12 protein-coding genes are annotated in these 13,922 nt (G+C 41.7%); 7 read left to right on the top strand and 5 right to left on the bottom strand.

Translation table 11 applies throughout. The features are described from left to right. The first annotated feature begins 114 nt into the window (after nt 1-114). Together ABJH64_RS09180 and ABJH64_RS09185 are read left to right on the top strand one after the other, a co-directional pair. A complete protein-coding gene (locus ABJH64_RS09180; protein WP_348275355.1) occupies nt 115-675 on the top strand; it encodes a Pycsar system effector family protein in 561 nt (186 codons plus the stop codon). A gap of 20 nt (nt 676-695) precedes the next feature. Next, the gene (locus ABJH64_RS09185; protein WP_348275354.1) at nt 696-1,271 is read left to right on the top strand and encodes an HD domain-containing protein; all 576 of its coding nucleotides are present in this window, start codon (nt 696-698) and stop codon (nt 1,269-1,271) included. Here ABJH64_RS09185 and rodA read toward each other — a convergent pair. From rodA to ABJH64_RS09210, 5 genes are read right to left on the bottom strand one after another with little or no spacing between them, the layout of a single operon-like run. Continuing rightward, nucleotides 1,268-2,542 (bottom strand): rod shape-determining protein RodA, encoded by a 1,275-nt coding sequence (gene rodA / locus ABJH64_RS09190; protein ID WP_348275353.1) that lies wholly within the window; start codon nt 2,540-2,542, stop codon nt 1,268-1,270. The genes ABJH64_RS09185 and rodA overlap by 4 nt on opposite strands. Next, a complete protein-coding gene (mrdA, locus tag ABJH64_RS09195) occupies nt 2,542-4,344 on the bottom strand; it encodes a penicillin-binding protein 2 (protein WP_348275352.1) in 1,803 nt (600 codons plus the stop codon). The genes rodA and mrdA overlap by 1 nt, the downstream gene beginning before the upstream one ends. After that, nucleotides 4,344-4,865, bottom strand: coding sequence for a rod shape-determining protein MreD (locus tag ABJH64_RS09200; RefSeq protein WP_348275351.1), 522 nt, complete (start codon nt 4,863-4,865; stop codon nt 4,344-4,346). Before ABJH64_RS09200 ends, mrdA begins: the two co-directional genes overlap by 1 nt. After that, nucleotides 4,855-5,691: a rod shape-determining protein MreC gene (mreC, locus tag ABJH64_RS09205; protein WP_348275350.1), complete on the bottom strand. Its 837-nt coding sequence runs from the start codon at nt 5,689-5,691 to the stop codon at nt 4,855-4,857. The genes ABJH64_RS09200 and mreC overlap by 11 nt, the downstream gene beginning before the upstream one ends. A 7-nt stretch (nt 5,692-5,698) precedes the next feature. Further along, nucleotides 5,699-6,727, bottom strand: coding sequence for a rod shape-determining protein (locus ABJH64_RS09210; RefSeq protein WP_348275349.1), 1,029 nt, complete (start codon nt 6,725-6,727; stop codon nt 5,699-5,701). Nucleotides 6,728-7,044: 317 nt separating this feature from the next. Here ABJH64_RS09210 and ABJH64_RS09215 point away from each other — a divergent pair, with 317 nt between their 5' ends. The 5 genes from ABJH64_RS09215 to ABJH64_RS09235 all read left to right on the top strand — a co-directional run bounded on the left by ABJH64_RS09215 (nt 7,045) and on the right by ABJH64_RS09235 (nt 13,916). Next, the gene (locus ABJH64_RS09215; protein ID WP_348275348.1) at nt 7,045-7,521 is read left to right on the top strand and encodes a ribosome maturation factor RimP; all 477 of its coding nucleotides are present in this window, start codon (nt 7,045-7,047) and stop codon (nt 7,519-7,521) included. A gap of 5 nt (nt 7,522-7,526) precedes the next feature. Further along, nucleotides 7,527-8,771 carry a transcription termination factor NusA gene (nusA, locus tag ABJH64_RS09220; RefSeq protein WP_348275347.1) on the top strand — a complete coding sequence of 415 codons (1,245 nt, stop codon included), beginning with the start codon at nt 7,527-7,529 and terminating at the stop codon, nt 8,769-8,771. Nucleotides 8,772-8,833: 62 nt separating this feature from the next. Continuing rightward, a complete protein-coding gene (gene infB / locus ABJH64_RS09225) occupies nt 8,834-11,734 on the top strand; it encodes a translation initiation factor IF-2 (RefSeq protein WP_348299255.1) in 2,901 nt (966 codons plus the stop codon). A gap of 386 nt (nt 11,735-12,120) precedes the next feature. After that, a complete protein-coding gene (locus tag ABJH64_RS09230) occupies nt 12,121-12,666 on the top strand; it encodes a hypothetical protein (RefSeq protein ID WP_348274550.1) in 546 nt (181 codons plus the stop codon). A 143-nt stretch (nt 12,667-12,809) separates the two neighbouring features. Further along, entirely contained in the window at nt 12,810-13,916 is a 1,107-nt protein-coding gene (locus tag ABJH64_RS09235; protein WP_348274551.1) for a hypothetical protein, read from the top strand. Nucleotides 13,917-13,922: the final 6 nt, after the last annotated feature.

Below are 13,922 nucleotides of genomic sequence, written 5' to 3' on the forward strand. Positions count from 1 at the left end.
CCGGCTCTTTTTTCTTTTTATACAATCAATTCTCCTTAATTTATAGGAATTGCTTGATTGACAGATTACCTTGTTTTTCAGATGTTGTTCCTTTTGAGCTAGCTTTTTCCACCTATGCGTAAAAAATTTCAAGGACTTAAAGACGTACCGCCGCTAGATCCAGGCATAGATGCTGTAGATAATTATTGGTACCTGATCATGTATCTGCGTGATCTGATCAAAGCTTCAGAAATTAAAGCAGGGTTGGTGCTATCTTTTTACGGCTTGCTGATGAATGTTTTCTTCCAGTTTTATGAGCACCTGATCGAGATAGCGACGTCAGACTACCTGACTTATGGCTTCATGGGAACATGGTTCGTCTTCAGTGTCATTTCTATTTATTATAGTTTCAGATGCTTCATGCCACAGATAGAAGCTAATTATGATAAAAGTGTGTTCTTTTTCGGAAACATTATTTCTTCCTATGGGCCTATCAAGGACTATGTAAAAGAACTTGAAAAAGTCAGCACTGCTCGGAAACCACTTTTCGACCAACTCGGAGAGCAGGTATTTATCAATGCGAAGATTACGGCCACCAAGTTCAGAAATGTCAATCTTTCCGTCCGGTATTTGTCATTTAACATTGGCTTAGTGTTCGTCTATATTTTGTATTATGCATTCAAGACTGCTTTATAGCCTATAGCCCAGTAGAACTAATGAAAGGATATCGTTCGCTTAGAAAACAAGTTCTGTCGAAACTAAAGTCAGACTTGCCAGCATCTCTGACCTACCATGGCATAGCGCACACGCTTGATGTGTTGAATGTATGCAATCAATACATCAAGAGAGAGAAACTCTCAGAAGAAGAGCGGTATCTACTGAGGATAGGGGCGATAGTCCATGATATGGGATTCCTTAAAGGAGCAACTAATCATGAAGCAGTAGGTGCGGAAATGGCCGAAGTCCTTCTGAAAAAGTTGGGTATAGACCAGAAGAGAATAGATCTGGTGAAAGGATTGGTGATGGCTACGAAAATCCCACAAAATCCCCAAAATCATCTTCAGCGTATTATTTGTGATGCAGACCTAGATTACCTAGGTAGAAAGGATTATCCTGAGATCAGTCAGAAATTGTTTGAAGAGTTAACCAATATGAAGGTCATTTCTAACGGTCAGCAGTGGAAGGATCTTCAGATTAATTTTCTCAAGGCACATCATTTCCACACTCCTTTTGCTATCAACTATAGAGAGCCTCAGAAGCAAATCTGGCTTCAAAAACTGCTGGATTCTTAGCCCATTCTGCCCAGCTGTAAGGCTCTGGCGCTATCCATTTTGATGAATATGAAAAGCAAAATGGTAAAAGACCAGAGGGAAGATCCACCATAGCTAAAGAAGGGCAAAGGTATTCCTACTACTGGAAATAGACCAATAGTCATGGCTATATTGATCATAAAGTGAAACATCAGAATAGAGATCACGCAGTAACCATAAATCCTGTTGAACCTATTTTTTTGACGCTCAGCCATAAAAACCAATCTGGTCAGCAGTGTGACAAACAAAGCGATCACGACGAAACTTCCTAGCCAGCCAAATTCCTCTCCCAAGGTGCAAAAGATAAAATCTGTATGCTGTTCCGGCACAAAGTCAAATTTGGTCTGAGTGCCTTGCAAATAGCCTTTCCCAGCTAGCCCGCCAGAGCCAATCGCGATTTTGGATTGCGTGACGTTCCAGCCTACACCCAGTGGATCTAGATCAGGATTGAAGAGTACCATGATTCTATTTTGCTGATGCTCCGGAAGTTTGGAAACAACAAAGTCAAGGCTATACGTGAAGGCAATTAGTGCCAATCCTATAACGCTAAACCCAATGATCTGCTGAGGGGTCTTTTTCCCCATAAGTATAAGAATCACCACTATCACAACGATAGCTCCGGCGAGGTAGAGGTTGTTTTCTATCCCTAGAGCTAATAAAGCTATTGCGATTAAGCCTATTCCTAGTACATAATATTTTTGCGGCAGCCCTTCTCTGTAGAACATGATGAACATGGAGAAATAAACCATGGCTGTTCCTGTATCAGGCTGAAGAATGATCAAAATTATCGGCAGAAGTAGCACTCCAAAAGCCTGCAATTGATAGTTGGTTTTGGAGAGATCGAAGGTTGGTCTTTCCATGATTTTTGCCAACGCCAGCGCAGTGGCAAATTTGGCAAATTCCCCAGGCTGAATCCGAAAAGATCCAACCCCAATCGTAAGTATTTGGCCATTCACCTCTTTTCCTATGAAAGGAGTAAGTAGCAATAACACTAACATTACTAAATAGATGGGTATGGCTAAATTTTCGAAAAGTCTGTAATCTGCCGCCATGATCACAGTGATGATAGCGATTGCGGTACCTATCCATACGAGTTGTATGCCAGAATTAATGGAGGTGTCGAAGATGCTTTTGTCCACTTGACCGTCATAGACTGCCGCATAGATATTGAACCAGCCGATTATGACCAATGCAAAATAGATCATCACGGTGATCCAGTCCACCCGATTTATGTTGATATCCGTTTCGCGCATTAGTAAATGAAGTTTCCAGCGATCACATACTTCTCCAATTCTGGTCTGGAGATGCTGTCTCTAAGGTATTTCTCTATCATCAGCGAAGCAGTACTTGCTGCAGCTCTTCCTCCCCAGCCAGCATTTTCTACATACACGGCTATGGCGATTTTAGGATTGTCTTTAGGGGCAAAAGCAATAAAGACTGAGTGGTCTTCCCCGTGAGGGTTCTGAGCTGTACCAGTCTTGCCTGCGATCTGAATATCCTTCATCAAAGCACGCTGCGCAGTTCCATAAAGGGCTTCCACCATGGCATCCTGTACCATGTCAAAATGATGGGCGTCCACACCTACTTCATGTTTGGTCAGGTATTCTTGGGGGATTTTGCTATTGTCCCCATCTATGGCTCGGATCAGGTGAGGTGTATAATAATAGCCTTTGTTGGCGAAGATTGCTGCAAGATTCGCCATCTGAATCGGCGTGACTAACAATTCTCCTTGTCCAATAGAAAGCGAATAGATCGTTGAATATTTCCAGCGTCCGTTTCCATAGTAGCGGTCGTAGTATTTGCTGGAAGGGACGTCACCACCTTTTTCATTAGGCATATCAATTCCTAAAGTGCTGCCAAGACCAAACTTCATGACATGTTCTCGCCATTTATCAAGTCCAATCTCGGTGTCTTTGAACGTATTGCTAGAGACTTCCTGATTGATGATCTGACGAAAAGCCTGATGGTAATAAGGATTGCAGGAATTCCTGATTGCTCCAAAAAGATTGACAGGTGACGGGTGGTTGTGACAAGCTACCAGTGATCTATTACAAGCAAAAGTTGTCTCTGGAGTCAAAATACCTTCCTGTAGTCCGATGAGACTTTGGACGATTTTAAAAATCGATCCTGGAGGATAGGTAGCCATGATTGGGCGGTTGAACAGAGGCTTGGTTTCCAGTTTGTTTAGCGCCGTATAGTTTTTGCTAAAATCTGCTCCAGTCAGGGTATTTGGATCATAGAAAGGCGCTGAAATCATAGAGAGAATTTCCCCTGTCTTTGGCTCGATAGCTACCACAGATCCGGTTTTTCCCATCATCAGCATTTCGCCATACTTCTGCAGCTCCATATCTATGGAGGAGTTGATGTTATTTCCAGCGACTGACGCTGTGTCATATTCCCCGTCTTTAAATGGACCTTTGTCCACCCCTCGCACGTTGACCATTTTGTATTTTACGCCTTTTCTACCCCGCATCTCATCTTCATAAAAGCGCTCCATGCCACTGAGGCCGATGTAATCACCCTGCACATAGTAGTCAGAACTGTCGCGCTCTAGTTGCCTAGCGCTGATTTCTCCTATATATCCCAGCGCATGAGCAGCTACTGGTTCTGGATAGGAACGTACAGACCGAGTCATGATGAATAGCCCTGGATAATCAATCAAAAAATCCTGAATTCGAGCAAACTCATTGGTCGAAATCTGCTTGATAAAACTTGAAGGTTTGACGGTTGAGTATTTCCGAGCAGCTTGATAGGTTTCGATCAAATGCTCCTTGGTGATACCGAAAATCTCTAAGAAGCGCGCGGTATCTTGAACCTGAAATTCCTTAGGCACGATCATCAGGTCAAAGATCGGATTGTTGTACACCAGTAATTTGCCATTTCGATCATAGACCAACCCACGATAAGGGTGATCTACTACCCGCTGAATAGCGTTCCGTTCAGCTCTTTTCAGAAAGCTGTCGTCCATCACTTGTATCATGAAAAGCTTGGTCAAGAGGACCGCACCTACGATGAATACGAAGATGATAATTACTACGGGGCGTTGGTCGTTCATCAGATTCCTCTTCTTCGTTTAAAGAACAGTAATTGTACAATTATAGCCAAAATGACTGTGAATATCGAGGAGAAGAGCGTTTTGTTCAAGACGCCAAACAATCCTCCAGTTCCCCATTGATCAGCTATGAAAAACATAAGGGAAAATACGAATACTAAAGGCAGTGAATAGCTTATATACCAGCCTAATCCCATCTGAGGCAGAGTCGGATTCGTGCCTTCATCGTAGCCGCCATTGGGGCTAATTGCTTTGAGCCAGTATGGTCTCAAAAACGCCAAAAGCGTGGCAGCTGATGCATGCATACCTAGGGTGTCATAGAACACATCAATGAGTAAACCTAACCCGAAACTGATCAGGATTAAGGCGAAGCTTTGCATATTTATAGGAAAACTTAAAATCGCCAACAAATAAATAAAGCAGAACCCCACCCCAAACAGCGCCAGATTTTTCAAAAACAAAATCTGCACTAAGCATAGGCAAATCACCAGAAAAACGTAAGTGATCAGATTTTTAAAATTCATTTTCTATTTCTGCATTCTGGTAAAGCGAATCAAGCTCATTCGATTGGGTATTTTCTACGAGATAGACGTAGTGAGCGCTGCTGAAGTCAGTACTCAATTCTATGACAATGTCTAAGAAATTGGGGTTTTCACCTTTTTCAACGCTGGAGATGACTCCAATCTGAATGCCTTCAGGAAATACATGGCTAAATCCAGTAGTAACTATCGTGTCTCCTACATTAGCCATCACATGGCTGGCGACGTAAAGTAGTTTGGCGTGTTTAGAATCTTTCCCATCCCAATTAGTCGTACCAAATGAATTATTAGTTTTGATTTTGGAAGAAAGCGTATAGCCTGTATTTAAGAGAGATATGCCGACTGAATAGTTTTCTGAAACTGATTTTACCCGGCCTATTACTCCTTGTTCGTTGAAAATCCCCATCCCAGGCTTGATTCCATCTTTGGAGCCTTTATTGAGCGTAAGATGGTTCTGTCCAAATCGAAGAGAGTTGCTGATGATGCGGGCTCCCCTGAAATTGAATTGAACGCTCAAAGCAGAATCTAATGGAATAGCAGTACTGTCAGGAATTGCTTTGATGATTTTCTGAACCTCAAGCAACCTTGCGTTTTCAGTGACCAAGGCTTCGTTTGCTTCTGCAAGTGAAAAGAAATCCAAAACATCAGACCTAGTCTTTAACACGGACCCGGTAATCGCACTAGAACTATTATAGAAAGCTGCACCCTGAGGGGAATTATTGGAGACAATGAGTGAAATCGCCAATACTTCAAGCAAAACAAATAAAAGGAAAGACCTTAGGCTATAAAGGAATTGAAGGATGCGTAGCATTCAGGGTTTAAGTCATCAATACTGTTCGGAAATTCTGTATGTTTTTCAAGGCAGTGCCAGTTCCTCTCACTACAGCTCTAAGTGGATCTTCTGCGATGTGGATAGGAAGCTTAGTCTTTTGATGAAGTCTTTTGTCCAGACCTTTGAGCAATGCTCCACCTCCTGTGAGGTGAATACCATTGTCATAGATATCCGCGGACAGTTCTGGTGGGGATATTTCCAAGGCTTTCAAAACTGCCTCTTCGATTTTCGAAACAGATTTATCCAAAGAAAAAGCAATTTCTGAATAAGAGACTTTAATGACCTTAGGAATACCAGTCATCAGGTCACGTCCTCTGATTTCATAATCTTCTGGAGGTTCGTCCAACTCAGTTAACGCTGAGCCAATTGCGATTTTCACTTTTTCAGCAGAGCGTTCACCGATCAGCAAGTTGTGTTGACGACGCATGTAGTCAAGTATGTCCTTGGTGAAAGTGTCACCAGCTACTCTGATAGACTGATCTGCAACGATTCCTGAGAGCGCAATCAAGGCGATCTCCGTAGTACCTCCTCCGATATCCACGATCATGGATCCCATTGGTTTTTCTATATCTATACCTATACCTATAGCAGCAGCAATAGGTTCATAGACCATATACACCTCTTTGGCGCCTGCATGTTCAGCAGAGTCACGGACGGCCCTTTTTTCTACCTCAGTGATTCCCGAAGGGATACAGATCACCATTCGGTGAGATTGAGGAAACATGCCTTTTTTCTGTCCGGGAATCATTTTGATCAATCCTCTGATCATTTGTTCTGCCGCGTAGAAGTCAGCTATTACTCCGTCTTTGAGTGGGCGGATCGTTTTTATATTTTCATGCGTTTTCTCATGCATGTTCATTGCTTCCCTACCTACTGCCAATACGCGGTTGGTGGTTTTGTCGATAGCAATAATAGAAGGTTCATCTACTACAATTTTATCTTTATGAATGATCAGGGTGTTTGCAGTACCGAGGTCAATTGCAATATCACTAGAGAAAAAGTCAAATAATCCCATTTTGAGGTCTTGATTGTATTTACTGGAGTTGAGTGTTTAATATACTATGCCGAGCATTTATAATAAACGGGGGTCGGCAAAATTATTATCTTAATGGGACAAATTTGATAGAATCGGGATATTTTTTGGTAACAAAATCAAATGACTTTAAAACAGGAATAATTTGACGAAGCTTTTCTAGCGAAAAAAACCTAAATATCTCTGTATCTTCAATTAGAGGGTGCATTGTTTTTACTGCAAAATTATTTTACCTTTGCGTCGTATTCGAAAGTTTCTGGAGGGGACACCATTAGGTCCCCTCTTTCATTATACCTACTATGACTGACCTCAAACAAGCTATCGAAGGGATCGCGGAGAAGCATCTTCCAGATGAGAATCATTTCATCGTGGCAGTGAATATCTCTGAGAAAACAGGCAAAAAACATCTCAATATCCTGTTGGATGCTGATGAGGGAGTGACTATTCGCGCTTGTGCTAAACTAAGTAGAGCTATTTCGGAGGAATTGGAAGCTAATGAAATTATGCCAGATGCTTACGTTTTGGAGGTTTCTTCTCCAGGTTTGGATTTTCCTTTGAGCAGCAAAAGGCAATTTGACAAGAATATAGGTAGGGAGCTGAAGATTTCTTTGACTTCGGGAGAAGATATCCAAGGTAAACTAGTAGAAGTGACAGAAGCCGGTGTGAAGCTATTGGCGAAAAAGAAAAAGGAAAAGGGCAAAAAAGCCACTGAGGAGGAAGTTCCACTTCTTTTCGAAGACATGAAGAAATCAATTGTACAAGTATCTTTTAAATAAAACAAATGGATGCCAAAGTCTTAATAGAATCCTTCGCTGAATTTGCGAGATCTAAAAATGTGGATCGACCTACGATGATCCGTATCTTGGAAGATGTGTTCAGAGCGATGATTCGCAAGAAGTTTGAAACAGACGAAAACTTCGACGTGACCATCAATGCTGATCAAGGTGATCTTGAGATATTCCGTATCCGGGAAATTGTCGATGACAATTCTGAGGATATTTGGGATTTAGATAAAATCAGCTTCACAGAAGCCCGTAAAATCGAGCCTGATTTTGAAATAGGTGAAGAGGTTTACGAGAAAATCGAACTAGAAGCTTTTGGAAGACGTGCTGTGCAAATGGCCCGTCAGACATTGATCCAAAGAATCAAAGATCTAGAGAAAGATATTCTCTATAGTAAATATGAAGAGTTAGTAGGAGAAATAGTTAGTGCTGAAGTGTATCAGATTTTAGGAAGAGAGATCCTCCTGATGGATGCAGATGGTAACGAATTGATTTTGCCGAAAGCAGAACAAATTTCTAAAGATCGCTTCAGAAAAGGCGATACCGTAAAGGCAATTGTCCACAGAGTGGATATGTCCAATGGTAACCCAAAAATTATTCTTTCTAGAACCTCGCCTATTTTCTTGGAGCGATTGTTCGAGAATGAAGTTCCTGAAGTATATGATGGATTGATCACGATCATCAAAATCGTGAGAGAGCCGGGAGAGAGAGCTAAAGTAGCTGTGGAATCTTACGATGATCGTATAGACCCGGTGGGTGCTTGTGTGGGCATGAAAGGTTCAAGAATTCACGCTGTGGTTAGAGAATTGCAGAATGAGAATATAGATGTGATTAATTTCACAGAAAACCTTGAGCTTTATGTCACCAGAGCATTGAGCCCTGCAAAAGTGTCTTCAATCACTGCGAATGAGGAGACCAAAAGAATATCAGTATTCCTGAAGCCAGATCAAGTTTCACTTGCTATCGGTAAAGGAGGATTTAATATCAAGCTTGCGAGCAGGTTGATCGGTTATGAGATCGACGTATTCCGTGAGTTGAATGAGAGCGAAGAAGAAGACGTTGATTTGAGAGAGTTTGTCGATGAAATCGACAGCTGGATCATCGACGAATTAAAGAAAACAGGCCTAGATACTGCCAAAAGCGTATTGAGCCTGACCAAAGAGGATTTAACTCGTAGAACAGAACTTGAAGAAGAGACTGTGGACGAGATATTCAGAATCCTAGGACAAGAATTTGATCAATAAAGCGGGAACTAATCCCCGTGTAATACCCTAATTATTTAAGATTTCGAAAGAAGTTTTTGCTTATGTCAGAAGAAAAAATGATGCGTTTAGGCCAAATAGCCAGAAAACTCAACGTGGGTACGGCAACCATAGTTGAGTCCTTGGCTAAAAAGGGCTATGAGGTGGAGAATAATCCGAATTCAAAAATCAACATGAATCAAGTTGAAATGCTGAATAAGGAGTTCAAATCTTCTGCCCTGGATAAAGAGGAGGCATCCCACCTCTCTATAGGTAAGCGCCATGAGCCTATCTCAATAGAGCCAGAAACTCCAAAGGAGGAGCCAAAGCCAGCACCAGCGCCTGCTCCAACTTCTCAGCCTAAGGCTTCAGAAGCACCAAAGCCTGCAGCACCAGCGCCAACTCCAACCCCTGTTCCAAAGGCAGTGGAGGAGCCAACCCCTACACCTGCACCATCTTCTGTACCAACTCCGATTGCCGATTCGGATAAAGTTTCTGCCGAAGCCCCTAAATTAGAGGGTATTAAAGTCCTGGGTAAAATTGACCTTAGCAAAAATACTTCTGCTGTTCCTAAACATAGGCAACAACAAGGTCATCACAAGCAAGGGCAAAAGCCTGGAGATTCTAGGAAGCCGCAGCAAGCTCCTCAGCAGAACAAGCCTCAGCCGCGACCTACTCAAGATGCCAAAAAGCCAAATGCGCCTCAGGCACCTCAAGAGAAGAAGGAACAACCAAAGCCTACTGCACCACAACCAGCAACTAATACTCCTGAAGCACCAGTCGCTAAAGACCAAGTAATAGCCGCAAAAGCTGAGTCACTAAAAGGACTTACAGTTCTGGGTAAAATAGAACTACCTGCAGATCGACCTAAGAAAAAAGGCGGGCCTGTAGCATCCTCTGACGAAAGAGGAAGAGATAAAAAACGTCCACGCAAGCGTATAGATAAGCCAGGAGGACCTGGTCAAGCAAATCGCCCAAGTGGTGGACCAGGTGGCCGACCTAATCAAGGAGGTGGAAACCGTCCAGGTGGAAATCCAAGAGGTGGAGCTCCTGTAAGAGCTCAAAAGGCTGAACCAACTCAAAAAGAAATTCAAGATCAAATAAAGCAGACTTTAGCTCGTCTTCAAGGCAAAAGTACTGGTGGTGGAAAAGGCAAGAGCCGCAGAGACAAGAAGGCGGAAAGAGATCGAGATGTAGATTTCGAAACAGATGAAGTTAAGGTTTTAAAGGTTACTGAATTTATCTCAGCAAATGACCTTGCAGCCTTGATGGATGTTTCTGTCAATCAGATTATATCTGCTTGCATGTCTCTAGGAATGTTTGTTTCGATTAACCAACGATTGGATGCCGAAGCTATAACAATCATTGCTGATGAGTTTGGTTATGAAGTAGAATTTACCAAATCCATAGAAGATGAGATTGAGGCGGAAGAAGAAGATACGCCTGAGCAATTGGTAGAGAGAGCACCTATCGTCACCATCATGGGCCACGTCGATCATGGTAAAACTTCCTTGCTTGATTACATCCGTATGTCCAAAGTGACTGCTGATGAAGCAGGAGGGATCACCCAGCACATCGGTGCTTATGATGTAATGACCAAGACTGGTCATAAAATAGCTTTCCTTGATACTCCTGGTCACGAGGCCTTTACAGCGATGAGAGCACGTGGTGCAAAAATCACCGACGTCGCGATCATAGTTATTGCTGCAGATGATAGCATCATGCCTCAGACTAAGGAAGCGATCAATCACGCACAGGTAGCTGGTGTACCGATGATCTTTGCGATCAACAAAATAGATAGACCAAACGCCAACCCTGCCAAGATCAAAGAAGAGCTTGCAAACATGAATCTCCTAATTGAGGAGTGGGGTGGTAAATATCAGTCTCAGGATATTTCAGCTAAAACAGGTGAAGGTGTGGATGATTTGCTAGAGAAAGTTCTCCTTGAATCTGAAGTATTGGAGCTTACAGCGAATCCAGATAAAAATGCCTCAGGTACAGTCATAGAAGCCTCTTTGGACAAAGGGCGTGGATATGTTTCTACTATTATGGTACAAGCTGGTACGCTGAAAATTGGAGACATTATTCTAGCTGGTCAGCATCACGGACGTGTAAAAGCAATGTTTGATCACAAGGGTAAGAAGCTGAAAATAGCAGGTCCATCTACGCCAGTTCAGGTATTGGGATTAGGTGGAGCCCCTCAAGCTGGTGATACCATCAAAGTTTACGATACTGAGCGTGAAGCAAGAGATATCGCTAACTCTAGAGAGCAGATCCAAAGAGAGCAAAGCTTAAGAACTAAGAAACATATTACATTGGATGAAATCGGTCGTCGTTTGGCAATCGGATCATTTAAAGAATTGAATATCATCATAAAAGGTGACGTGGATGGATCAGTAGAAGCACTTTCTGATTCACTATTGAAGCTATCGAAAGATGAAGTAAAAGTGAGCATAATCCACAAAGGTGTTGGTCAGATCTCCGAGTCAGATGTCTTGCTAGCTTCTGCTTCTGATGCGATTATCCTAGGATTCCAGGTAAGACCTTCTTCTAACGCCAAGAAATTGGCAGAGCAGGAAGAGATCGAAATCAGACATTACTCTATCATCTACGACGCGATCAACCAGATCAAAGATGCTATCGAGGGTATGCTTGAGCCAGAATTTGAAGAAGTGATCACGGGTAACATTCAGGTACGTGAGGTGTTCAAAATCACAAAGGTCGGAACTGTTGCAGGTTCATATGTGACGGATGGTTTCATTACCAGAAAGAACAAGATTCGCGTGATCAGAGACGGTATCGTAATTCACGAAGGCGAGATCGATCAATTGAAGCGATTCAAAGACGATGTAGCTGAAGTAAAAGCTGGATACGAATGTGGTATTTCTATCAAAGGCTTCAACAACATCCAGATCGATGATACGATCGAAGGTTACGAAATGAAGGAGATCAAGCGTAAAAAGTAATTTTCGCTTAGGTATTATAAAGAAGAAGGAACAGCATTGCTGTTCCTTTTTTAGTTTTACGCTATGATTGCAGCCATAGAAGTATTGATTTGGTTTCTGTTCTATTTTTGTTTAGCCAGTTTGATTGCGGGTTTGGTCAAGCCAGTATTCGTCCTTTGGTTTTTGGATAGGATGAACCGTCTTAAAGTCCTAAAAATTTATGGGTTTGCTGCGAGTATATTTTTATTCATTGGACTATTCGTAAGATATTATTTTAAAAATTGAAATTATACGGAGTATAATTTTGTAAAGGTGTTAATTCATAAAATAATGGATTATTTATTTTTGGGTAGAGTTGGTTTTGCAATTTGAATTTTAATACTTTTCGATTTGTAATTAATTCAGAATTGAAGAAAGCCCTTTCTCTATTTCTTTTTGTGTGCTTTGCCATTTATCATTTTGGCTACTATGCATTCTATTTTTCCTACGATCAGCATATTGAGCGTAAGTGGGAGGAGAAAATTTATGGGGAGAATTCAGTGAAAATTCAAGAGATATTACTTGAAGTACCTCTTTCTGCTCCTTACATGGCCAATCAGGAAGAATTTCATCCTACGAATGCTTCATTTGAAAAAGACGGTCAATATTTCCGTGCTATCAAGCAACGTTACCAAAATGACACACTTCAAATCGTCGTGGTACCAGATACTGCCAGAGAGGTATTGGACAATACAGTTAAAAGGTGGATTTCCTTTTTGACTGACGACGAAAACTCCCAAGATCAAAATGGTAAGCTATCTATTAAGCTCATAGCCAAAGACTATATTCAGCCCATAAAAAACAACTTGGCATTCACTCAGGTAGCAAATGGGATTGATTCACCCGAGTTTCATTTCCTTATTTACACGAATCCGTTTTTTCAGCTCCATACCCCGCCACCTAGGTTGGGATAATTCTTCAATTCAAAATACTTAAATGCTAGCTGGGAATAATTCCAGCCTAGTGATCTGGTGCACCATTTAAACTTAATGGATGATACCTGCTACTTGGTGTTTAAGAACTTTTAAAATTTTGTCAAGAAATTATCCAATCTATCATGAAAAAATATTCTATACTTATAATCATACTTGCTTTTCTTCACCTTGCACCATCTGAATTATTCGCTCAAGGTTGCGTAGCCATCAGACAATTTTCCGGACTGGGAAATGCTGTGGGTCAAGGAAATATCCTCAATAAAGGTGAGTGGAACGTAAGTGCCAATTACCGCTATTTCAAGTCATTTAGACATTTCAGAGGAACTGAAGAAGAACACAATCGTATTACAGATCACACGGAAGTGATCAATATGCAGCACGGTCTGGACATCAATATCAGCTATGCATTCTCAGAGCGTCTGTATGGTCTCGTTTCTCTGCCATTTCAATACAATGAACGAAGTTCGCTTTACGAACATAATCGAACTGAAAGACATACGACCTATTCCAAAGGCTTTGGCGATATGAGAATTGGTGCTGGATATTGGTTGCTTTCTGGAGAAAAGGCTCAAAAAGGTAACACGGCAATTGGTCTTGGAATCAAATTTCCAACAGGAGATTATGCTGCCACAAGTACTTTTTACAAAGGCCTAGAAAGTGTGCCTACCGAGCAGACAGTTGATCAGTCCATCCAATTAGGTGATGGTGGCACAGGTTTGATCGTAGATTTTCAAGGGCTGTGGAACATCGGAAGTACCAACTTCTTGTATTACGATGGATTTTATATGTTCAATCCTAAGGAAACAAACGGCACGCCTACTAATAGAAGATATGAAAATGAAGCGATCATGAGTGTGCCGGATCAGTTTGCATTGAGAACTGGTGTTTTCCATTCTTTTGAAAAAGTGCATGGATTAGGAGCATCTCTAGGAGGAAGAATTGAAGGAATTCCAGTCCACGATGTATTTGGTGGAAGTGAAGGATTCAGAAGGCCTGGCTATATTATTTCCGTGGAGCCAGGCATTAGTTACATGCTGGGAAATGTGACTGGGACATTGAATGTACCTATTGCTTTATTCAGAAACAGAACGCAAAGTGTAACCGATATCGAGAATTCTACACCAGACAATGAAGTTCATGGAGATGCTGCTTTCGCCGATTATCTGATCAATTTCACGCTGGCGGTAAGAATTCCTAAAAAGGCAAAAGAGGTTTTCAATTCCTTATAAGAGCAC

Source organism: Algoriphagus sp., assembly GCF_039969895.1.
In the GTDB taxonomy this organism is placed as follows: Bacteria; Bacteroidota; Bacteroidia; order Cytophagales; family Cyclobacteriaceae; genus Algoriphagus.

Bases quoted from the DNA above. Each gene is read 5' to 3' on its own strand.
- infB (WP_348299255.1), top strand. From the start codon at position 8,834: ATGTCAGAAGAAAAAATGATGCGTTTAGGCCAAATAGCCAGAAAACTC.
- ABJH64_RS09235 (WP_348274551.1), top strand. From the start codon at position 12,810: ATGAAAAAATATTCTATACTTATAATCATACTTGCTTTTCTTCACCTT.
- nusA (WP_348275347.1), top strand. From the start codon at position 7,527: ATGGATGCCAAAGTCTTAATAGAATCCTTCGCTGAATTTGCGAGATCT.
- rodA (WP_348275353.1), bottom strand. From the start codon at position 2,542: ATGCGCGAAACGGATATCAACATAAATCGGGTGGACTGGATCACCGTG.
- mrdA (WP_348275352.1), bottom strand. From the start codon at position 4,344: ATGAACGACCAACGCCCCGTAGTAATTATCATCTTCGTATTCATCGTA.
- ABJH64_RS09180 (WP_348275355.1), top strand. From the start codon at position 115: ATGCGTAAAAAATTTCAAGGACTTAAAGACGTACCGCCGCTAGATCCA.
- ABJH64_RS09200 (WP_348275351.1), bottom strand. From the start codon at position 4,865: ATGAATTTTAAAAATCTGATCACTTACGTTTTTCTGGTGATTTGCCTA.
- ABJH64_RS09185 (WP_348275354.1), top strand. From the start codon at position 696: ATGAAAGGATATCGTTCGCTTAGAAAACAAGTTCTGTCGAAACTAAAG.
- mreC (WP_348275350.1), bottom strand. From the start codon at position 5,691: ATGCTACGCATCCTTCAATTCCTTTATAGCCTAAGGTCTTTCCTTTTA.
- ABJH64_RS09210 (WP_348275349.1), bottom strand. From the start codon at position 6,727: ATGGGATTATTTGACTTTTTCTCTAGTGATATTGCAATTGACCTCGGT.
- ABJH64_RS09215 (WP_348275348.1), top strand. From the start codon at position 7,045: ATGACTGACCTCAAACAAGCTATCGAAGGGATCGCGGAGAAGCATCTT.